Here is a 20671-nt window from a genome sequence, read left to right on the forward strand (position 1 = left end):
TGATCGGGGGTCGCGCGGCTTACTTGCTGTCGGTGGCCTCGGCGTCGGCGACCTCGGTCGCGGTCTCGCCCGACGCGTCGGCGACGGCCTCGTCGTGAGCCTCGGCGCCCGCGGCGTCGTCAGCCGACTCGGTGGCGGCCTCGGTCGTCTCGGCGTCGGTCTCGGCCGCAGCCTCGTCGGAGGTGCCCGAGGTGAGCAGCTCGCGCTCCCACTCGGCGAGCGGCTCGGCGGCCTCGGCCTCGGCCTCTCCGGCGGGCTGGTGGCGCTGGATCAGGCCCTCGGCGGCGGCGTCGGCGATGATGCGCGTGAGCAGGCTCACCGAGCGGATCGCGTCGTCGTTACCGGGGATCGGGTACTGGAACTCGTCGGGGTCGGCGTTCGTGTCGAGGATGCCGATGACGGGGATGCCGAGCTTCTTGGCCTCGTCGACCGCGAGGTGCTCGCGCTTGGCGTCGACCACCCAGATGGCCGAGGGGGTCTTCTGCAGGTTGCGGATACCACCGAGCGACTTGTGCAGCTTGTCGAGCTCGCGCTTCTTGAGCAGGAGCTCCTTCTTGGTGAAGCCGCTTTCGGCCGGGTTCTCGTAGTCGAGCTCTTCGAGCTCCTTCATACGGGCGAGACGCTTCGAGACCGTCTGGAAGTTGGTGAGGAGGCCACCGAGCCAGCGCTGGTTGACGTAGGGCTGGCCCACGCGCGTCGCCTGCTCGGCGAGGACTTCCTGCGCCTGCTTCTTGGTGCCGACGAAGAGGATGGTGCCGCCGTGCGCGACGGTCTCTTTGACGAACTCGTACGCCTTGTCGATGTACCCGAGCGACTGCTGCAGGTCGATGATGTGGATGCCGGAGCGCTCGGTCAGGATGAAGCGCTTGACCTTCGGGTTCCACCGGCGGGTCTGGTGTCCGAAGTGAACGCCGCTGTCGAGCAGCTGGCGGATGGTGACGACGGCCATGGTCGTACTCCTGTTTCTGGGCGCTTTCGCGCCGTGGTTGTGGTTGTTCGCGTCGGACGATGCGTTCGACGAGCCTGGTGCCCGGCGCACACCCGCCATCCGCCGGAGCGGAGGACCATGGGGTGTGGATGCCGCGCGATGCGCTGCCCCGAGGGGCGGCGCGCTGCGCTGAGGGCACGCGGAGTCATCCCGACAAGCGAGATGCGTCCTCCAGCATACAGGACGCCTCCTCCCCACCGCGTGCAGGAGCGGGACCGTCACCGTTGCACCCGATTCGCCCGCGAGGCCGCGGAACGGAGCGGGAGACTTCGGCCATGCGATCCCGGTTCCTCGTCCTGCGCGCGCTCCGGTTCGCGATGATCCTCGCCCTGCTGCTCGCGGTGAACCCGACGGCCGACGGCGATCCGCTCGCCGATCGGGGGTGGGTGTGGCCGGTACAGACGGTGCAGCTCCTCCGCCCCTTCGAGGCCCCCGCCCACCGCTACGCTCCGGGCCACCGCGGGATCGACCTCGCGGCAGCCGAGTCGGTGCGCTCCCCCGCCGACGGTCGCATCGCCTTCGCCGGGGCGGTGGCCGGACGCCTCGTCGTCACCATCGACCACGGAGACGGTCTGGTCACGACCCTCGAGCCCGTGGCGACCGGCCTGGTCGCCGGCGACCGCGTCGCCCGCGGAGCCGTCGTGGGCACCGTCACCCCCGAAGGTCACACCCGCCCGCACACGCTGCACTTCGGCGTGCGGCTGGACGGCGAGTACATCAACCCGCTGCGGCTGCTGGGCGGCGTTCCCCGGGCGGTTCTGCTGCCCTGCTGCTGACGAAGGCGCCGGGCGGCGCGCTTCCGCGACCTCACCTACTCGCGGGCGGCCGGGCATCAGCCGATCTGGTTGCCGCGCCCCTCGATGGTGCTCTGGCCGACTCCCCCGCCGGCGCGGACGATGTTGTCCTGCCCGCGCACCGTGACCGACGAGACGGCACCACCGGCGTCGACGGTCGTGCGGTCGCCGCTGAGGTCGATGCTGCCGATGGCGCCGCCCGACGAGACCGCCGCGTCGTTGCCCTGCACGACGAGCGCATCGATCGCCGACGCCGACACCCGGACGCGATCGCCCGAGACGCGCAGGGATCGGATCGTCGCGCCCGCGGCATCCACCGTCAGCGCGGACCCCGAGACGGTGAGCTCGGCGCAGGTGCCGACGACGCGGACCGTCTGTTCGGCGCCGGAGACGTTCTGCGAGCCTCCGTCGCCGCACGAGAGGGCGTCGGGGTCCGACGCCGGCGTCGAGGGATCGGGCACGGGTGCGACCGTCGGTGCCGTGGTCGGGGGCAGGGTGACGACCGTCGGCGAGGGCGCGGCAGCCGTCGGAGGCGCGGAGGTGACGACCGCTCCCGGGGGAAGGCGCGTCTCGACGGGCGTCGGCTGCAGCGCGCACCCGGCGAGCGAGAGGACGAGCACGACGGCACCCGCCGCGGCGGAGACGGATCGGCGATTCACCCGGCTCACGCTACGTCCGCCGACGGGGCGAGCGCCAGCGGCTGGCCGCGCAGGACGTGCATCGGGGCGAGGTCTCGGGCCGTGACGCGGGGTCGGGCATGCTCGGGCCCACGCCGGATTGAGCCCGTGCACGCTCGAGCTCGCGCGGACCGCGCCTCCTCGGCCCCGTACCTGCTCGGGTGCGCTGATGCTTAGGCGATGGGATGCCCGGCGCGCGGAGGTCAGACGCCCCGACTCCAAGCCCTCGGCGGCTCAGGCCCGCGAATGCTCAAGCCCGCCAGTGCTCAGGCCCGCGGATACTCAGGCCCGCGGATGCGCGAGCTTGTACGCCTCCCGCAGCCGTTCGCCCGAGACGTGGGTGTAGATCTGCGTGGTTCCGAGGCTGGCGTGTCCGAGGATCTCCTGCACCGCGCGCAGGTCGGCGCCCCCGTCGAGCATGTGCGTCGCTGCGGAGTGGCGCAGCGCGTGGGGTCCCAGGGTCTCAGCGCCGACGACGTGGGCCACGGTGCGCGAGACGACGGAGTGCACGGCCCGTGGGCCCAGGCGCCGGCCTCGCGCGCCGAGGAACACCGCGCGTCCCGCGCCCCCCTCACCACGCGCCGAGAGGATCGGGCGCGCGCGGACCAGGTAGGCGTCGAGGGAGCGGCCGGCGGGAACGCCGTAGGGCACGACGCGCTCCTTGTCGCCCTTCCCGCGCAGACGCAGGGTGCGACGCTCGGGGTCGATGTCGTCGAGGTCGAGACCGCAGATCTCCGACACGCGGGCGCCCGAGCCGTAGAGCATCTCGAGCAGGGCGTGGTCGCGTAGCGCCAGCGGGTCACCCTCGCGCGAGTTCTCGGCCGCCGTCGAGAGGACGCCCTCGAGTGCCTGGGCAGTGGCGACGGCCGGCAGCGTGCGACCGCGTTTGGGGGCGACGAGGCGCTGCGCCGGGTCGCCGTCGATCAGCCCCGCATCCTTCGCCCAGGCGAGGAACCCCCGCACCGCCGACGTCCGTCGCGCAGCAGTGGCTTTCGACAGCCCGGATCTGGACGCCTCCCACTGCCACTCGCGGAGGTCCTCGACGCCGAGCGCCGCGACCTCCGGATCGCCGGTCGCTCCCGTGAGGTCGGCCAGGTCGGCCCGATACGCGCGCACCGTCGCCGACGAGAGCCGGCGCACGTCGGCGAGGTGGGTGAGATACCCCTCGACGGCTTCGGAAACACGCACGGCTCCACCCTGCCCGCCACGCACGACGAAGCCCGACACGACGCGCAGTCCGACCGCGATCGCATCGAACGGACGACCGAAGGCGCTCACGCGGCCACGCGCCGAGCATCGGGCACCCCGCCGCCCTCCCTCTCATCGCGCGCCGTGCCCCAGGAGCCAGTCCCCCTCGCTGTCGCGCATCGCCCGCCCCTCGAGCTCGGCGAAGCCCAGGAGCGCGACGGCGTGCGAGGGCGCCAGCCCACTCCGCCGCGCGACCTCGTCGGTCGGTCGCGCCGACCGCGCGGAGAGGGCATCCATGATCCGGGTGCTCTCGTCGGTACGCCCGTCGTCGACCGACGTGCCCGCTCCCGCGCCGCCGAGCATCTCGCGCACGTCGGCAGCCGAGGTCACGCACACCCCGTCGTACTCGCGCAGGATGCGGTGGCAGCCGGCCGAGGCCGCACTCGTCACCGGCCCGGGCACCGCCCCCAAGGCGCGACCGAGCGTTGCCGCGTGTGCAGCCGTGTTGAGCGAGCCGCTGCGCCACCCGGCCTCGACGATGACCACGGCATCGGCGAACCCCGCGATCAGCCTGTTCCTCGCGAGAAACCTCCATTTCGTCGGTGCGGCTCCGCACGGTGTCTCGCTCCACACCCCACCCGAGGCGGCGATCGTCGTCAGCAGGGCTTCGTGCCCGCGCGGATACGAACGGTCGACGCCTCCGGCGAGGAAGGCGCTCGTCGTTCCCGCGGTGCTCAACGCGGCGCGGTGGGCCGCGCCGTCGATGCCGTACGCCGCTCCCGACACCACCGTGACACCGTCCGCAGCGAGCTCGGCGGCGAGGTCGGCGGCGATCCCCTCGCCGTAGGCCGTCGATGCGCGCGCCCCGACGAGGGCGACCACGGGCCCGGCGGGTACCGCGGATCGGCCCCGCCGCCACAGGGCCACCGGGGCATGGGCACCGAGGTCGTCGAGCTTCACCGGCCAGTCTTCGTCGCCCGGCACGACGAGGTCGACCGCCGCCCGACGGGCCGACTCCAGCACGGCGGTGATCGACCCGGGCTGCAAGCGCGGCAGCCACCGTGCGCGCGCTTCCGCGAGTTCCGCCCGCTCTCCGCGCGAGACGAGACGGAGCGCGTCGACCGGCCCGTGCGCCGCGATCAGGGTCCCGGCCACCCCGTCGCCGGGCTCGAGCAGAACGCTCCAGATCGCGCGGGCGTAGGCCGAGCCCTCGTCGCCCTCGGTGCGCCGGAGCCCGCGGAGGGCGCGGCGCGCGGCCGGTGCCTCGAGATCGGGGAGGTTCACGCGCTCATCCCCCGTCGCAGATACAGCGCCCGGCCCACGTCGTCGGGCTGCAACAGCTCGTGACCGGCGATGTCGGCGACGGTCCACGCCACCCGCAGCAGCCGGTCGTAGCCGCGCAGGGTCAGCGCCCCACGCCGCAGTGCCGCGTCGAGCGGACTCAGCACGGCGGGTGACGGGGCCGCGGGGCCGCGCAACCAGGTCCCCGGCACGTCGGCGTTTCGACGCCACGGGGTCGCGGCCCACCGGACCGCCGCATGTTCTCGCGCCCGCGCGACGGTCTCGCGCGCCTGCGCGGTGGTCACCGTCCGCGTGTCGCTCTCGCGTCGCGCGGCCGATACGCGCTGGAGGCGCAGGTCGATGTCGATCCGGTCGAGGAGGGGACCCGACAGTCGACGCGTGTACCGCCGGATCGCCTGCGGGGCGCACTCGCACCTTCCCCCGGCCACCCCGTACTGACCGCACGGGCAGGGGTTCGTCGCGACCACGAGTTGGAAACGCGCGGGATACGTGGCGGCCAACCCCGATCGGTGCACCTGGATGACGCCGCTCTCGAGCGGTTGGCGCAGGGCGTCGAGGACCGCCGCCGGGAACTCACCACCCTCGTCGAGGAACAGCACCCCGTCGCTGGCGCGGGCGATGGCGCCCGGGCGGACCACGCCCGACCCTCCCCCGATCAGGGCGGCGGCCGTCGCGCCGTGGTGAGGGCTCTCGAACGGCGGTGTCCGCGACAACCGGGTCACCGTCTCGCCCGACAGGGAGCGCACCGACGCCACCGACAGGGCGGCGTCGTCGTCGAGCGGGGGCAGGATGCCGGGGAGCCGACGCGCCAGCATGGTCTTGCCCGCGCCCGGGGGCCCGCTCATCAGCATGTGGTGGCCGCCGGCCGCCGCCACGACGAGCGCGTCGACGGCATCGGCCTGCCCGACGACGTCGGCGAGTTCGTGGCTCTCATCGGAGGAGTCGTCGACCGTCGGAGCCGTGACGGGGTCCAGCTCCACGGCGTCGGTCGCCCCTCCGTGCCAGCGCACGACCTCGGCGAGGCAGGTGGCGGCGAACACCTCGACCCCCTCGACGAGGGCGGCTTCGGCCGCATTCGCCGCGGGGACCACGACCCGTGCGTGACCCGCCCGGCGGGCCGCGACCACCGCGGGCAGAATGCCCGGCACCGGGCGCAGCCGGCCGTCGAGTCCCAGCTCGCCGATGTGCACGGTGGCGGCGACGCGGGCGGCATCCATGCGCGTGGTCGTCGCCAGTGCGGCCACGGCGATGGCCACGTCGAACCCCGACCCGCGTTTGGGAAGACTCGCCGGGGAGAGGTTCACGGTGATCCGCCGCTTCGGCAGGTCGAGACCACGATTGGCGCAGGCGTTGCGCACCCGGCGTCCTGCTTCGCCGAGGGACTTGTCGGGGAGTCCGATGATGGCGAACTCCGGCGTCTGCGACGACACGTCGGCCTCGACCTCGACGGGGTCTCCGCGCAAGCCCGTCAGTGCCACCGCCCACGTGCGTGCCACGCTCACAGGGCGTCCTCGAGGTGCTCGAGGCGGGCCGTCGCCGGATCGTCCCCCACGAGGGCGATCGCGTCGATGCGCAGATGGCGGCCGCGTGCCGCGTCGGGGTGAGCGGCGATCCACGCCATGGCCAACCGCCACAGGCGAGCCGCCTTGCGCGCGTCGATCGCCTCGAACGGGTGACCGAAGTCCTCGCTCCGGCGGGTCTTCACCTCGACCACGACGAGAGTGCGCCCGTGCTCGGCGACGATGTCGAGCTCGCCCTGTGCGCACCGCCAGTTCCGCGCCAGTATCCGGTAACCGTCGCCCGTCAAGAAGGCGACGGCGCGTTCTTCCCCGGCTCGGCCGAGGTCGTCTTTCGCTGCCATGCCCGAGAGCGTGGCATCCGGCTCACCGCGTCCGCGGCGTCGAAACCGTCATCGGTGGAGAACCCGAGAGATCAGGCCGCTGTGGAGGAGCCTCAGTTGTCGAGCGACAGCTCGTCGGGCAGCTGGAAGTCGTGGCGAGAGAGCTCTTCGACGTTGACGTCCTTGAAGGTCAGCACCCGCACCGACTTCACGAAGCGGTCGGCGCGGTAGATGTCCCACACCCACACATCGGTCATCGAGATCTCGAAGTAGAAGTCGTGCTCGGTGTCGCGGCGCACGACGTTGACGTCGTTGGCCAGGTAGAACCGTCGCTCGGTCTCGATCACGTAGGTGAACTGGCGCACGACATCGCGGTACTCGCGGTAAAGGGCCAGTTCGAGTTCGCGGTCGTAGTCCTCGAAGACGTCGTCATCCATGGTTCTCCCATCCTAGGCGGGCGTCGGGCGCCGAGCCGCACGCGGGTGCGCTCCCGGGCGCGTCCCTCGGCGTCGTCGGATCGGCGTCGTCAGAACAGCGTGGGCGCCGCGGCGATCGCCCACGAATGCCGGTGGTGCTCGCTCATGCCGTGCGCGGCGATGGCGTCGCGGTGATCCAGGCTCGCGTAGCCCTTGTTGCGCGCCCATCCGTAGGCGGGCAGGTCGTCGTGCAGACCGACCATCAGGGTGTCACGGGCGACCTTGGCGATGACGGATGCCGCGGCCGCACTCGCGCAGTCGCGGTCGGCCTTGATGATCGGGCGCACCGTCAGTCCGGACTCGCCCGCCGGGGTGATGTAGTCGTGGTTGCCGTCGAGGATCACGAGCGCTTCCTCGGGCACGACGCCGTGGGCGCGCAGGTCGGCGATCGCCCGGACCGCCGCGAGTCCGAGGGCACGGATGATGCCGATCTCGTCGACCTCGACGGAGCTCGCCCATCCGACGGCGCTGTGCTGCACGAACGCCGCCGCCCGCGCGGCGACCTCGGGGCGACGGGCCTCGGGTACAAGCTTGGAGTCGCGCAGCCCCATCGGCACGCGCTTGCGTGAGCGGGCCGGGTCGACCACCGCCGCGCCGACCGCCACCGGTCCCGCCAGCGCCCCGCGACCCACTTCGTCGCAGGCGATGACGATCGCGTGCTCCTTGAGCAGGCGACGCTCCAGCGTGAGGGTGGGCTCGATCACGGCGATCCCGGCGCGGGAACCCCCGCGAACACCTCGTGGTGGAAGTCGACGAGGCCGAACCGGTCGAGCGGCCACGTCTTGAGGAAGGCGCGCCCCACGACGTTGTCGACGGGAACGAAGCCCAGCCCCGGCTGATCCTGGTTGAACCGCGAATCGCGCGAGCTGTTGCGGTTGTCGCCGAGCACCCAGAGCGAGCCGTCGGGCACCGTGATGTCGTAGGGAACCGGCTCGGGAGCCGTGGCGCCGGGCGCGAGGCGCACGTAGCTCTCGTCGAGCGGCACGCCGTTCACGGTGGTCTGCCCGAGCGCGTTGCAGCAGACGACGTGGTCGCCCGCGGTGCCGATCACGCGCTTGATCAGGTGGTCGTCGCTGTCGGGAGCAGACAGCCCGAACAGCGACAGCGCCCAGTCGACGCCCTCGACGAGCGGCGACCGAGGAGCGGCCGGTGTGGTGTCGAGCCAACCGCCCGGGTCGCGGAACACGACGACGTCGCCCCGCGAGTACTCGCCGAAACGGGGGGTCAGCTCATCGACCAGGATGCGGTCGTTGATCATCAGCGTGTTCTCCATCGACGCCGACGGGATGTAGAACGACCGAACCACGAACGTCTTCACCAGGAACGACACGACCAGCGCGATGAGCACGATGACCACGAGGTCGCGGAAGAACAGCCCCCACCCGCGGCGACGCCGACCGTCGGAACGGGATGCCATGGCATCCGGGGTCGAGGCGGTCTGGTCGTTCATGTGTTCCTTCACCGGGTCCACCGCACACCGGAGAACCGCACGGACAAGGGTCGCACATCGAGGCCCCGACGGATGACCGACGCCGCCGCGAAAACGCCGAACGCCCCGTGGGTGAAATCCACGGGGCGTTCGAGGGGAGCGGACTCAGCGGTCGCGCTTCTCCTTGATCTTGGCCTTCTTGCCACGGAGGCTGCGCAGGTAGTAGAGCTTGGCGCGACGGACGTCACCGCGGGTGACGACCTCGATGTGGTCGATCACCGGGCTGTGGACGGGGAACGTGCGCTCCACGCCGACCTGGAAGCTGACCTTGCGGACGCAGAACGTCTCGCGGACGCCATCGCCCGAGCGGCCGATGACGACGCCCTGGAAGACCTGGACACGCGAGCGCGTGCCTTCGGTGATGTTGACGTGCACCTTGACGGTGTCGCCGGGGGCGAAGACGGGGATGTCGGACCGCAGCGAGGCTGCGTCGACGGAGTCGAGGATCTGCATGATCTTCACTTCCTGCGACCGCCACAGGTCGATCGCACGATAAAAGGGGAAAAGGTGAGGCGTGCCCGAAGCCGCGGATGCGGCGGACTCCCCTGAGGCAGAGCCGGTCAGGGCACAAACGCTTATTCTGCCACGGACACCGAGCGCGGCAAAACCGGCTCAGTCGGGGCGGCGCGTTTCGGAGACGATGATCACGTCGCCCGCGGGCTGGGCAGCCGGGCGTTCCTGCGCCGGCGGGATGTAGGCCGTGCCGTCGGTGGCGTGCAGCACGGTGACCGCACCCCGTGCTTCGTTCCACAACTGCGCCAGCGACGACCAGAACAGCAGCAGCGCACCGACGACCGACAGCACCAGCAGCGGGAAGAACACGCGCGAGTCGAACAAGCCCAGCGCGACGATCACCACGTGCCACAGCCCCAGGCCCGCCACATCGCGCCACGACACCGCGCGCGACTCGCGCACGCTCGCCCGTCCGCGGATGAGCAGTGACAGCAGCACCTGCGAGACGAAGACGGCCGGAAGAGCGACGAACAGCCACAGCAGGGCCCACCCGCTTCCGCCCGAGAAGACGATCCATCCCACGAACAGCCAGAGCGGCAAGACGAAGGCGGCCGGGAACAACCAGCCGAGGAAGAGTCTGCGCAGCGCCATGGACCGATGCTACGGCGCGGGAATGTGCGCTGCCTATGAGAACCCTCTGCCCGTCTCGGCGCGAGGGCGCCGCGTCGGGGAGAATGGACGTTCCACGAGAGGAACACCATGATCGAACTTCGCACCCCGGCCGAGATCGAAGCGATGCGTCCGGCGGGCCGCTTCGTCGCGGAGGTGCTCGCGACCCTGCGCGACGAGACCAAGGTGGGCACGAACCTGCTGCACCTGGATCGCCGCGCCCACGACATGATCCGCGCCGCCGGTGCCGAGTCCTGCTACATCGACTACCACCCCTCGTTCGGCGCGAGCCCGTTCGGCAAGGTGCTGTGCACCTCGATCAACGACGCCGTTCTGCACGGCCTCCCCCACGACTACGTCCTGCGCGACGGCGACCTCGTCTCGCTGGACTTCGCGGCGTCGGTCGACGGCTGGGTCGCCGACTCGGCCGTGTCGTTCGTGGTCGGCACGGCCCGCGACGAGGACCTGGCGCTCATCGACACGTCGGAGCGCGCTCTGGCCGCCGCGATCGACGCCGCCACCGTCGGCCACAAGATCGGCGACATCTCGGCGGCCATCGCCGCGGTCGCCCACGCCGAGGGCCTGAGCATCAACACCGACTTCGGCGGTCACGGCGTCGGACGCACGATGCACGGCGATCCGCACGTCGCCAACGACGGCAAGGCAGGACGCGGCTACCCGCTGCGTGCGGGCCTCGTCGTGGCGCTCGAGCCGTGGTTCCTGCACACGACCGACGAGCTGGTCACCGACCCCGACGGCTGGACGCTGCGCAGCGCCGACGGCTCGCGCGGGTCGCACTCCGAGCACACGGTCGCGATCACCGCCGACGGCCCGATCGTGCTCACGGACCGTTCGTTCCTCGGCGTCGACTGACACGCGATCGACGGATGCCGCGGCCTCGGGGTCGCGGCATCCGTCGTCCACCGCGCAGACCGGTGCTCAGCGCGGAGCACACCCGAAGCGGACTCCCCCTCCGGCCGAGGCCGCGAGGCGGACGACCGGGCGGCGGGGTCAGTCGGCGAGGAGGTCGGGCCGGCGCTGTCGCGTGCGCTCGAGCTGCTGCTCGCGTCGCCATGAGGCCACCGCACCGTGGTTGCCGCTGAGCAGCACCGGGGGCACCTCGCGCTCCCGCCACACGGCGGGCTTGGTGAACGACGGATACTCGAGCAGCCCGTCTTCGTGGGACTCCTCGACGAGGCTCTCGGGATTGCCGACCACGCCGGGCACGAGGCGGCCGATGGCTTCGACCATCGCCATCACGGCGACCTCTCCCCCGTTGAGCACGTAGTCGCCCAGGCTGATGAGACGCACCTCGCCCAGCTCGGCGGCGTAGTCGAACACGCGCTCGTCGATGCCCTCGTAGCGACCGCATCCGAAGACGAGGTGCGGGGCGGTCGACAGCTCGCGCGCGGTGGCCTGCGAGAACCGCTCGCCGGCGGGCGACGGGAAGACGATCACGGGCCGCTCGGGGGCATCGCGGGTGACGTCGTCGAGCGCCTCGCCCCAGGGCTCGGGCTTCATGACCATGCCGGCGCCGCCCCCGTAGGGCGTGTCGTCGACCGTGCGGTGACGGTCGTGCGTGTAGTCGCGCAGATCGTGCACGCGCACGTCGAGCAGTCCGCTCTGACGGGCCTTGCCCAGCAGCGACACCTCGAGCGCGTCGAAGATCGTCGGGAAGATCGACACGATGTCGATGCGCACGTCAGTCCTCGCGTGCGTCGGTGGCCTCGTCGGCGTCGGGCGTCTCGTCGACGTGCGCCTCGAGGTCGGCGGCATCGGGCTCGGGCTCATCGCCCTCGACCGACGGAAGCTCTTCGAAGAGACCGGCCGGGGGCGTGACGACCACGCGACCGCCGGCGATGTCGACCTCGGGCACGATCGCGCTCACGAACGGAACGAGGACCTCGTGCTCGTCGCCGCTCAGGCGGACGATGAGCAGGTCCTGCGCGGGGAAGTGATCGACCCGCACGACACGACCGATGATGTCGCCGTCACGCACCACGTCGAGACCGACCAGCTGGTGGTCGTACCAGGCGTCGTCTTCGGTGGGGGCGGTCTCGGAGTCCTGATCGATCCACAGGATGGCCTTGACCAGCGCCTCGGCGGCGCTGCGGTCGTCGACACCCTCGAAGAAGGCGACGGGGTGCGAGTTCATCCACCGGAACTCGCGAACGGTCAGCTCGCGGCCGTGCCACGGCGACGACTCGGGCACCTGCAGAGTGAAGGTGCTGCCCGGGACGAAGCGCCCGTCGGGGTCATCGGTGTAGAGCTCCAGCTTGAAGGCGCCTTTGAGGCCGTGGGCCTTGACCAGGCGCCCGACGCGGAGCTGGGTCTTGGCGGGCTGGGAGCCCGCGGTGTCGCCGGCCGCCATCAGTCGTCGGCGACGTCGACGCGAACGCGACGCCCGTCGGCGAGGGCGGACACGACGGTGCGCAATGCTTTGGCGGTGCGTCCGCCGCGCCCGATCACGCGACCCCGGTCATCGGGGTGCACGTGAACCTCCAGCACATCGCCGCGGGGCGAGGTGCTGGAACGGATGGTCACGGCGTCCGGGTGATCGACGATCCCCTTGACGACGTGTTCGAGCGCGGCAGACAGCACGGGAATTACTCGGCCGAGGTCTCGGCGGCGTCGGCGGACGCCTCGGCGGGGGCCTCGGCAGCCTTCTTCTCGGCCTTCGGCTTGACGACCGACTTCTTGGCGGCGTCGGGCTGGAAGGGCGCCTTGGGCTCGCGCACCTTGACGGTGGACACGGCGTTGGCGTCGCCCTTGAACTTGCCCCAGTCGCCCGTGAGCTTGAGGATGGCGGCGACCTGCTCGGTGGGCTGGGCGCCGACCGACAGCCAGTACTGCGCGCGCTCCGAGTCGACCTCGATGAACGAGGGCTCCTCGGTCGGGTGGTACTTGCCGATCTCTTCGATGACACGACCGTCGCGCTTGGTGCGCGAGTCGGCGACGACGATGCGGTAGTAGGGCGCGCGGATCTTTCCGAGGCGCTTGAGACGGATCTTGACAGCCACGATGACTCCTGATGATGGAAAACGAACGAACCGAACGCCTGGAGCGTGGGGTGCACACCCGGCGGAAGCTCAAAAGGGCGGACCGACACTGGATAGAGGGTCGAGTGGTGGGTCCGACCCTCTATTCTGCCAGATCCGTCGCCCCACCCGCGACAGCGACGTCGAATGACACGCCGCGACGCGCCGGAGTCGGCGTAACACGGCGTTTCCACCGGCGCGATCCACCGCATGCCGCATGCGAGACTGAGCCGCATGAGGCTGCCGTTCGCTGCATCGACGCGCTCGTCCGTGGGGCTGGAGTGGGAGCTCATGCTCGCCGACCGCGAGACGGGCGACCTGGTCCCCCGTGCCCCCGAGATCCTCGAACGCCTCGAGGACCGCACCGCGCTCGAGCGCTTCACCGTCACGGGTGAGCTGCTGACGAACACCGTCGAGGTCACCAGCGGCGTGGGCGACACCGTCGCCGGAGCCGTCGACGACATCGCCGACGCCATCGGCGCTCTGCGCGAAGAGACCGAGCCGCTCGGCGTCGAGCTGCTGTGCGCCGGGAGCCACCCCTTCGCGCAGTGGTTCGATCAGCAGGTCAGCGACAAGACGCGCTACCACTCGCTCATCGAGCGCACGCAGTGGTGGGGCCGCAACATGATGATCTGGGGCGTGCACGTGCACATCGGCGTCGACGACGTCGAGAAGGTCCTGCCGATCGTCAACGCCCTCACCGTCTACCTCCCGCACCTGCAGGCCCTCTCGGCATCCAGCCCGTTCTGGGCGGGCGAGCGCACGGGGTACGCCTCGAATCGCGCCCTGGTGTTCCAGCAGCTGCCCACCGCGGGCCTGCCCTGGCAGCTCGAGACCTGGGACGACTTCGAGCGCTACCTCGACGACATGGTGCGCACCGGGGTCATGGCGGATGCCAGTGAGGTGCGCTGGGACATCCGTCCGGCGCCCAAGTGGGGCACCGTCGAGATCCGCGCGTGCGACGGGATGTCGACCCTGCCCGAGCTCGCCGCGGTCGCCGCCCTCGCGCAGACGCTCGTGGAGCACTTCTCGCGCCTGATCGACGAGGGACGCGAGCTTCCCGGCATCCCGCCCTGGTACGCCCGCGAGAACAAGTGGCGCGCAGCCCGCTACGGTCTGGAGGCGCGGGTCATCGTGGACCGCGACGGCACGCAGCTGCCGGTGGTCGACCACCTGCGTTCGACGATGCAGGAGCTCGCCGGGGTCGCCGCCGAGCTGCACTGCGCGCGCGAGTTCGCCGGGCTCGAGACGATCCTCGCCACCGGCGGCAGCTCCGCTCGCCAGGTCGCGGTGGCCGAGGCCGCCGACGGCGATCTGCGCGAGGTCGTGCACCACCTGATCCGCGAGTTCCGCGCGGGACCCACCCTGCGCGAACACCTCGCCTCACTGCGGGTGTGAGCGGGCTCGGCGCCCCTTCATAGGGTCGCCCTCATAGGATCGCTCCATGATGCGCGGGCGTTCTCTGGTGGTCACGACGGCGATCGCCGTGGGCCTGGGCGTGCTCCTCACCGCCTGCGCCGCCGAGACGTCGACCGCTCGGCCCGAGCCGACGTTCGCCGATCCGGTGCTGCGCCCCTCCCCCACACCGATCCCCTCGTCGACGCCCGCGCCCCTGCGCGTGGTGACGGTGGGCGACTCCCTCATGTCGGGGTTCGGGCTGGAACCGGAGCAGGCGTGGCCGGTGCTGCTCGGCACGCGCGCGCACCTGAACCTCACGAACCTCGCCTGCGCGGGAGCGGGCTTCGTCGTCACGGGCGACTGCGGGGCGCCCTTCTCGGGGCTCGCGCCCGCCGTCGCCGCCCTGCAACCACAGCTGATCGTCGTGGAATCGTCGAGCAACGACTTCTGGGAGGACGGCGACGAGATCCGCGACGACACCGCCGACACCATCGAGCTGCTGCGCGAGGCGGCACCCGACGCGCGCATCGTCGGACTCAGCACCATCTGGAACGACGAAGCCGACGTCCCCGACGACACCGCCGTCACCTCGCAGGCCCTGAGAGACGCCATCGACGACGCCGGGGGGACCTTCGTCGACGTCGGGCAGCCGTTGGTCGGGCACCCCGAATGGATGCAGCCCGACGACGTGCACCCGACGCCGCGGGGTCAGCGCGCGATCGAGCAGACGGTCATGTCGGCATTGCAAGACGCCGACGTGCTGCCCTGACCCGACGCCCTGGGCGCGGCGTCAGCCGCGACCGCGCAGCTCTCGTCGCGGGGTCAGCCGCGACCGCGCAGCTCTCGTCGCGGGGTCAGCCGCGACCGAGCAGCTTTCGTCGCGGCGTCAGCCGCGACCGAGCATCTTCTGCAGCTCGGCGAGGTCGGCCTCGCTCGGCGCGGCCTGGCCGCCCAGACCGAAGCCCGAACCGGTCGGAGCGTTCGCCTCGGCGACACCGGCGTTCTCGGCCGCGCGCTTTGCGGGGTTGCCCGAGCGCGAGCCCTTCGCCTTCTGCTGCTTGCCGCGCTTCGACGAGGCGCCGGGCTTTCCGCCGACGGGACCCATGCCGGGGATGTTGGGCACACCGCCCCGTGCGACGGTCTTCATCATCTTGGCGGCCTGGTCGAAGCGCTGCACGAGCTGGTTGACGTCGGTCACCGTCATGCCCGAACCGCGCGCGATGCGCAGGCGACGCGAGCCGTTGAGGATCTTGGGGTTGCGACGCTCGCCGAGCGTCATCGAGCGGATGATGGCCTCGGTGCGATCGATCTCGCGCTCGTCGAAATCCTCGAGCTGTTGCTTCATGTTGCCCATGCCCGGGAGCATCCCGAGCATCTTCTTCATGGAGCCCATCTTCTTCATCTGCTGCATCTGCTGCAGGAAGTCTTCGAGCGTGAACGTCTCGGTCGCGAGCTTCTCGGCGACCGCCATCGCCTCGGCCTCGTCGAACGCGGACTGCGCCTGCTCGATCAGGGTGAGGATGTCACCGAGGTCGAGGATGCGCGACGCCATGCGGTCGGGGTGGAACGGCTCGACGTCGTCGAGACCCTCACCCGTCGACGCGAAGATGATCGGCCGACCCGTGATCGAGGCCACCGACAGGGCCGCACCACCGCGGGCGTCGCCGTCGAGCTTGGACAGCACGACGCCGGTGAAGTCGACGCCGTCCTGGAACGCCTTGGCCGTGTTGACGGCATCCTGGCCGATCATGGCGTCGATGACGAAGAGCACCTCGTCGGGCTGGGTCGCCGTGCGGATGTCGGCGGCCTGCTTCATCAGCTCGGCGTCGACGCCCAGGCGGCCGGCGGTGTCGATGATGACGATGTCGTGCTGCTGGCGGGTGGCGTAGGCGACGCCGTCGCGGGCGACCTTCACGGGGTCGCCGACGCCGTTGCCCGGCTCGGGGGCGTAGATGGCGGCACCGGCGCGCTCGGCGACGACCTGCAGCTGGTTGACGGCGTTCGGGCGCTGGAGGTCGCAGGCGACCAGCAGCGGGGTGTGCCCGTCTTTCTCGAGCATCTTGGCGAGCTTGCCGGCGAAGGTCGTCTTACCGGAGCCCTGGAGGCCCGCGAGCATGATGACGGTCGGGGGGTTCTTCGCGAACTGCAGTCGTCGCTGCTGACCGCCCAGGATGCCGACGAGCTCGTCGTTCACGATCTGCACGACCTGCTGCGCGGGGTTCAGCGCGCGGTTGACCTCGTCGCCGAGGGCGCGTTCGCGCACCGCCGCCGTGAACTCCTTGACCACGGGCAGCGCCACGTCGGCGTCGAGCAGGGCCCGGCGGATCTCGCGCACGGTCCCGTCGACGTCGGCGGGTGTGAGCTGGCCCTTCTTCCGGAGGTTGCGGAAGGTCTCTGTGAGCCGGTCGGAGAGGGTGCCGAAAGTCGCCATGATGAGACGAGTTTACGCGGGTGGCGCGAAAGGCGCTGTCGACCCGCGTGGCCCGTGGCCCCGGCGCCGCCGGGCTCAGGCGAGAGCGAGGGCCGCCGTGAGCATGTCACGGAGCGCCGGCCCGGTTGCGGTGCGGTCCGCCCACGCCCAGACAGCAGCCAGAACCGCCGCCGAGAGGGCTCCCCCGCGCACCTCGGCCGAGAGCTCCGGCATCCCGTCCCGCACGAATCGCGCCGCGAGATCCCGCTGCAGCCGGAACTGTCGGATGGCGCGATCGCGGTCGAGCTCGGTGGCGATGCCCATGGCGTCGGCGTTCGTGATCGCCAGGGCGAGGGCGTCGGGAGCGAACCCCTCTCCGATGCGGATCAGGGTCTCATCGATCGCCGACCCCGCGCGCAGGTGCCGCTGGGCGGCATCCACCCGCTCATCGAACCCCGACCACAGCACGTCGCTCTTCGCGGCGAAGTAGTTGAAGAAGCTGGAACGACTGACGCCGACCCGGCGGGTGATGTCGGACACCGAGGTGGCGTCGTAGCCGCGCTCGAGGAACAGCTCGCACGCGGCTTCGGCCAGCACCTCTCGCGACGAGGCGCGGGGGCGTCCGCTGCGGGGCTCGGGGGTCACCGCTTCAGCCTAGGCGGCTCGTCGCATGTATTCTTGGACGCAATCCAACATTGGGAGCGGTCGATGATCGACATCCACCACGCGGGGCTCTCCCCGCACTACGTGCCCTATCTCGACGGCTGGGCCCACCAGCGGGCGATCCACGCGGACGTGGTCGCCGGCAGCCGGCCCGACACCCTGCTGCTCCTCGAGCACGAGGCCGTCTACACGGCCGGCAAGCGCACCGAGGCCCACGAGCGGCCCGACGACGGCACCCCGGTCGTCGACGTCGATCGCGGGGGAAAGATCACCTGGCACGGACCGGGCCAACTGGTGGGCTACCCCATCGTGCGTCTGCCCGAGCCGATCGACGTGGTCGCCCACGTGCGGCGACTGGAAGCACTGCTCATCTCGGCTCTCACCGAGCACGGGGTCGACGGCTTCCGCATCGAGGGACGCAGCGGCGTCTGGGTCCGACGCCCCCTCGGCGTCGACAAGGTCGCGGCGATCGGAGTCCGCGTCGAAAGAGGTGCGACCATGCACGGCTTCGCCGTCAACTGCGACAACTCCCTCGCCGGCTTCCGGCGCATCGTCCCGTGCGGGATCTCGGATGCCGGGGTCACGACCGTGAGCGAGGTGATCGGCCGCGACGTCTCTCCCGCCGATCTCGCCCCGGCGATCGAGCGCGTGTTCCGTGCCGAGTACGCGGCGGTGGCCGCGTGAGCGCCTGCGGAACCGGAGCGACCGGGGCTCCGGCATCCACCGCTCCGAACGGGCGCAAGCTCCTGCGTCTCGAGGTGCGCAACGCCGAGACCCCGATCGAGCGCAAGCCCGAGTGGATCAAGACCAAGGCCCGGATGGGGCCCGAGTACACGGCCCTGCAGAACCTCGTGAAGACCGAGGAACTGCACACGGTGTGTCAGGAGGCCGGCTGCCCCAACATCTTCGAGTGCTGGGAGGACCGCGAGGCGACCTTCCTCATCGGCGGTTCCCAGTGCACGCGGCGCTGCGACTTCTGCCAGATCGACACGGGCAAGCCCGCCGACTACGACACCGACGAACCGCGCCGTGTCGCCGAGAGCGTGACGCGGATGCAGCTGCGCTACGCCACCGTGACGGGCGTCGCGCGCGACGACCTGCCCGACGAGGGCGCGTGGCTACACGCCGAGACCGTGCGGCGCATCCACGCCGAGAACCCGGGCACGGGCGTCGAGATCCTGGCCACCGACTTCTCGGGCAACATCTCGCACCTCGACGAGGTCTTCTCGTCGCGTCCGGAGGTGTTCGCGCACAACGTCGAGACGGTGCCCCGCATCTTCAAGCGCATCCGTCCCGCGTTCCGGTACGAGCGCTCGCTCGGCGTGCTGACCGCCGCGCGCGAGGCCGGCCTCATCACCAAGTCGAACCTCATCCTCGGGATGGGCGAGGAGCCCGCGGAGGTCGTGCAGGCGCTCGAAGACCTGCGCGCGGCCGGCACCGACATCATCACCATCACGCAGTACCTGCGCCCCACGCCCCGGCACCTTCCCGTGCAGCGCTGGGTGAAGCCCGCCGAGTTCGTGGAGTTCAAGCAAGAGGCCGAGCGCATCGGCTTCCTGGGCGTGCTCGCCGGGCCCCTGGTGCGCTCGTCGTACCGCGCGGGGCGCCTGTGGGCGCAGTCGATGGTGTCGATGGGCCGCGAGATCCCGCCGCACCTCGCCCACCTCGCGAAGGACATGGCCGCCGCCGACGCCGGTTTCGCGCAGGCCGTCTGACGCGGTTCGTCGGCGGCGACGGCCGTCTCGTCGCCACGGCGGCAGACGGCATCCGTCGTTCTCGCACGTCCGCGCGGGCACCCACCCGCGTCGTGATCCCGGCCGTCTCGGGCTCGGGCCTCAGTCGGCGCTGGTGACCGACTGCACCTGACCGTCGGAGCCCAGGTTCACCAGCAGGGCATCGTCGGTGGCGTCGGGATCGAGGGCGTACTCGAGCACCGCGAACGGGTCGGCTCCCCCGTGCTCGTCGGCGAGGATCGTCATGCTCATCAGCTGCAGCGCCTTGATGACGTCGATGTGCGTGTCGCCGGTCACGTCGGTGAGGAAGTCCTCGAGCTCGTCACCCAGGGTGGCCTGCTGCTGCAGGATGTACTCCGTCACCTCGCTCGTGCGGGTGTCGAGCTCGTTCACCATGGCATTGCGCGCCACGAGGTCGATCGCCTCGAGCGTGGAGATGAGCGAGGCCGCGACGTCGAGCGCGTCGACCGAGACGTCGTCCTGATCGGGGGCGGTCAGGTCGACCGTGACGCTCTGATCGCCGAACTCCACGTTCTCCGACCAGAAGATCGAACCGTCGGGACCCGACTCGAGGAGTCCGAAGAAATCGTGCTCGATGGCCATGAGTCCATGTAAGCAGTCAGCCCCGACTTCGGGAAGGCGACCCGCCTGGGGCGCGGACTGCGATAAGGGTCTCGCGGTCAGTCGACGAGCGAGGCCGCGAACACGTGCGGGGTGAAACCGGTCAGGTCGTTGATGCCCTCGCCCTGGCCGAGCAGCTTGACGGGGATGCCGGTGAGTTCCTGCACGGCGAGCACGAAGCCGCCCTTCGCCGACCCGTCGAGCTTGGTCAGCACGAGGCCGGTCACCCCGGCACTGTCGAGGAAGGCCTGCGCCTGCATCAGTCCGTTCTGGCCGGTCGTGGCATCCAGCACCAGGAGGACCTCGCTGATGGGCGCCTGCTTCTCGACGACGCGCTTGATCTTGCCGAGCTCGTCCATGAGCCCACCCTTGGTGTGCAGGCGCCCCGCGGTGTCGATGAGCACGATCTCGGTGCCGGTCTCTTTCGCGTGGGCGACGGTCTGGAAGGCGACGGATGCCGGGTCCTGACCCTCGTGCTGCGGGCGCACGATCGTCGCACCGCCGCGCTCGGCCCAGGTGGCCAGCTGGTCGACGGCTGCCGCGCGGAACGTGTCGGCGGCACCCACCACGACCGTCCGGCCGTAGCGCTGCAGGAACTTCGCGAACTTGCCGATCGTGGTCGTCTTGCCCACGCCGTTCACCCCGACCACGAGCACCACGGCCGGCCGCTCGGTGAGTCGCAGGGTGGTGTCGAACTTCGCGAAGTGCTCCTCGAGCGTCTCGCGCAGCATGCGCTGCAGATCGCGCGGGTCGGTCGTGCGGAAGCGCTCGACCTTCTCGCGCAGTTCGTCGATGAGGCGCTCGGTCACATCGGGGCCGAAGTCGGCGGTCAACAGCGCCGTCTCGAGGTCGTCCCACGTCGTCTCGTCGATCGTGGGTTTGACGAAGAGTCCGCGCAGTGCGCGACCCAGCGACCAGGAGTTCTCAGCCAT

Annotated in this window: 25 protein-coding genes; 6 read left to right on the forward strand and 19 right to left on the reverse strand. The window is 71.0% G+C overall.

The window, feature by feature from the left end; genetic code table 11:
- Positions 1-19: 19 nt before the first annotated feature.
- Positions 20-949, reverse strand: a complete 930-nt coding sequence (rpsB, locus tag IFU40_RS07120; protein WP_055836696.1) for a 30S ribosomal protein S2 — start codon at positions 947-949, stop codon at positions 20-22.
- Positions 950-1263: 314 nt separating this feature from the next.
- Here rpsB and IFU40_RS07125 point away from each other — a divergent pair, with 314 nt between their 5' ends.
- Positions 1264-1764, forward strand: a complete 501-nt coding sequence (locus IFU40_RS07125; protein ID WP_191925874.1) for a murein hydrolase activator EnvC family protein — start codon at positions 1264-1266, stop codon at positions 1762-1764.
- Between the two features lie 56 nt (positions 1765-1820).
- On the opposite strand, the gene IFU40_RS07130 is transcribed toward IFU40_RS07125, so the two are convergent.
- The 10 genes from IFU40_RS07130 to IFU40_RS07175 form a co-directional block, all read right to left on the reverse strand.
- The gene (locus tag IFU40_RS07130) at positions 1821-2441 is read right to left on the reverse strand and encodes a DUF3060 domain-containing protein (RefSeq protein ID WP_191925875.1); all 621 of its coding nucleotides are present in this window, start codon (positions 2439-2441) and stop codon (positions 1821-1823) included.
- Between the two features lie 300 nt (positions 2442-2741).
- A complete protein-coding gene (locus tag IFU40_RS07135; protein WP_191926048.1) occupies positions 2742-3647 on the reverse strand; it encodes a tyrosine-type recombinase/integrase in 906 nt (301 codons plus the stop codon).
- A gap of 132 nt (positions 3648-3779) precedes the next feature.
- Positions 3780-4931 (reverse strand): DNA-processing protein DprA, encoded by a 1152-nt coding sequence (gene dprA / locus IFU40_RS07140; RefSeq protein WP_191925876.1) that lies wholly within the window; start codon positions 4929-4931, stop codon positions 3780-3782.
- Positions 4928-6451: a YifB family Mg chelatase-like AAA ATPase gene (locus tag IFU40_RS07145; RefSeq protein ID WP_191925877.1), complete on the reverse strand. Its 1524-nt coding sequence runs from the start codon at positions 6449-6451 to the stop codon at positions 4928-4930. Before IFU40_RS07145 ends, dprA begins: the two co-directional genes overlap by 4 nt.
- Positions 6448-6810, reverse strand: a complete 363-nt coding sequence (locus IFU40_RS07150) for a YraN family protein (protein WP_055836677.1) — start codon at positions 6808-6810, stop codon at positions 6448-6450. The genes IFU40_RS07145 and IFU40_RS07150 overlap by 4 nt, the downstream gene beginning before the upstream one ends.
- A 92-nt stretch (positions 6811-6902) precedes the next feature.
- Positions 6903-7226, reverse strand: coding sequence for a DUF2469 family protein (locus IFU40_RS07155; protein ID WP_055836674.1), 324 nt, complete (start codon positions 7224-7226; stop codon positions 6903-6905).
- A gap of 89 nt (positions 7227-7315) precedes the next feature.
- Entirely contained in the window at positions 7316-7975 is a 660-nt protein-coding gene (locus tag IFU40_RS07160; RefSeq protein WP_191926049.1) for a ribonuclease HII, read from the reverse strand.
- The gene (gene lepB, locus IFU40_RS07165; RefSeq protein WP_191925878.1) at positions 7966-8715 is read right to left on the reverse strand and encodes a signal peptidase I; all 750 of its coding nucleotides are present in this window, start codon (positions 8713-8715) and stop codon (positions 7966-7968) included. Before lepB ends, IFU40_RS07160 begins: the two co-directional genes overlap by 10 nt.
- A 144-nt stretch (positions 8716-8859) precedes the next feature.
- Positions 8860-9207 (reverse strand): 50S ribosomal protein L19, encoded by a 348-nt coding sequence (gene rplS / locus IFU40_RS07170; RefSeq protein WP_055837868.1) that lies wholly within the window; start codon positions 9205-9207, stop codon positions 8860-8862.
- Positions 9208-9366: 159 nt separating this feature from the next.
- A complete protein-coding gene (locus tag IFU40_RS07175; RefSeq protein WP_191925879.1) occupies positions 9367-9858 on the reverse strand; it encodes an MFS transporter permease in 492 nt (163 codons plus the stop codon).
- Between the two features lie 108 nt (positions 9859-9966).
- Between IFU40_RS07175 and map the strand changes: the two genes are divergently transcribed.
- A complete protein-coding gene (map, locus tag IFU40_RS07180) occupies positions 9967-10749 on the forward strand; it encodes a type I methionyl aminopeptidase (RefSeq protein ID WP_191914955.1) in 783 nt (260 codons plus the stop codon).
- Positions 10750-10887: 138 nt separating this feature from the next.
- On the opposite strand, the gene trmD is transcribed toward map, so the two are convergent.
- From trmD to rpsP, 4 genes are read right to left on the reverse strand one after another with little or no spacing between them, the layout of a single operon-like run.
- Positions 10888-11577: a tRNA (guanosine(37)-N1)-methyltransferase TrmD gene (trmD, locus tag IFU40_RS07185; RefSeq protein WP_191925880.1), complete on the reverse strand. Its 690-nt coding sequence runs from the start codon at positions 11575-11577 to the stop codon at positions 10888-10890.
- 1 nt (position 11578) lies between these two features.
- Positions 11579-12247: a ribosome maturation factor RimM gene (rimM, locus tag IFU40_RS07190; RefSeq protein ID WP_191925881.1), complete on the reverse strand. Its 669-nt coding sequence runs from the start codon at positions 12245-12247 to the stop codon at positions 11579-11581.
- A complete protein-coding gene (locus IFU40_RS07195; RefSeq protein ID WP_055939831.1) occupies positions 12247-12477 on the reverse strand; it encodes an RNA-binding protein in 231 nt (76 codons plus the stop codon). Before IFU40_RS07195 ends, rimM begins: the two co-directional genes overlap by 1 nt.
- A gap of 5 nt (positions 12478-12482) precedes the next feature.
- Positions 12483-12896 carry a 30S ribosomal protein S16 gene (gene rpsP / locus IFU40_RS07200; RefSeq protein WP_055836651.1) on the reverse strand — a complete coding sequence of 138 codons (414 nt, stop codon included), beginning with the start codon at positions 12894-12896 and terminating at the stop codon, positions 12483-12485.
- A gap of 252 nt (positions 12897-13148) precedes the next feature.
- Between rpsP and IFU40_RS07205 the strand changes: the two genes are divergently transcribed.
- A complete protein-coding gene (locus IFU40_RS07205; RefSeq protein ID WP_191925882.1) occupies positions 13149-14312 on the forward strand; it encodes a glutamate--cysteine ligase in 1164 nt (387 codons plus the stop codon).
- A gap of 46 nt (positions 14313-14358) precedes the next feature.
- On the forward strand, positions 14359-15081 hold the full coding sequence (locus IFU40_RS07210; RefSeq protein WP_191925883.1) for an SGNH/GDSL hydrolase family protein: 723 nt from the start codon (positions 14359-14361) through the stop codon (positions 15079-15081).
- A gap of 117 nt (positions 15082-15198) precedes the next feature.
- Here the strand turns inward: IFU40_RS07210 and ffh are convergent, their stop codons facing one another.
- Both ffh and IFU40_RS07220 read right to left on the reverse strand, forming a co-directional pair.
- On the reverse strand, positions 15199-16743 hold the full coding sequence (gene ffh / locus IFU40_RS07215; RefSeq protein WP_191925884.1) for a signal recognition particle protein: 1545 nt from the start codon (positions 16741-16743) through the stop codon (positions 15199-15201).
- A gap of 75 nt (positions 16744-16818) precedes the next feature.
- Positions 16819-17367 (reverse strand): TetR family transcriptional regulator, encoded by a 549-nt coding sequence (locus IFU40_RS07220; RefSeq protein WP_191925885.1) that lies wholly within the window; start codon positions 17365-17367, stop codon positions 16819-16821.
- 63 nt (positions 17368-17430) lie between these two features.
- On the opposite strand from IFU40_RS07220, the gene lipB reads away from it, so the two are divergent.
- Both lipB and lipA read left to right on the forward strand, forming a co-directional pair.
- On the forward strand, positions 17431-18069 hold the full coding sequence (lipB, locus tag IFU40_RS07225; RefSeq protein ID WP_191925886.1) for a lipoyl(octanoyl) transferase LipB: 639 nt from the start codon (positions 17431-17433) through the stop codon (positions 18067-18069).
- Positions 18066-19100 (forward strand): lipoyl synthase, encoded by a 1035-nt coding sequence (gene lipA, locus IFU40_RS07230; RefSeq protein WP_191925887.1) that lies wholly within the window; start codon positions 18066-18068, stop codon positions 19098-19100. The genes lipB and lipA overlap by 4 nt, the downstream gene beginning before the upstream one ends.
- A 120-nt stretch (positions 19101-19220) precedes the next feature.
- Here the strand turns inward: lipA and IFU40_RS07235 are convergent, their stop codons facing one another.
- Together IFU40_RS07235 and ftsY are read right to left on the reverse strand one after the other, a co-directional pair.
- Complete coding sequence (locus tag IFU40_RS07235; protein WP_055939821.1) at positions 19221-19721, reverse strand: DUF2004 domain-containing protein; 501 nt, start codon at positions 19719-19721, stop codon at positions 19221-19223.
- Between the two features lie 77 nt (positions 19722-19798).
- Positions 19799-20671 carry a signal recognition particle-docking protein FtsY gene (gene ftsY, locus IFU40_RS07240; protein ID WP_055836633.1) on the reverse strand — a complete coding sequence of 291 codons (873 nt, stop codon included), beginning with the start codon at positions 20669-20671 and terminating at the stop codon, positions 19799-19801.

This window comes from Microbacterium sp. CFBP 13617, from assembly GCF_014839445.1.
Lineage (GTDB): Bacteria > Actinomycetota > Actinomycetes > Actinomycetales > Microbacteriaceae > Microbacterium.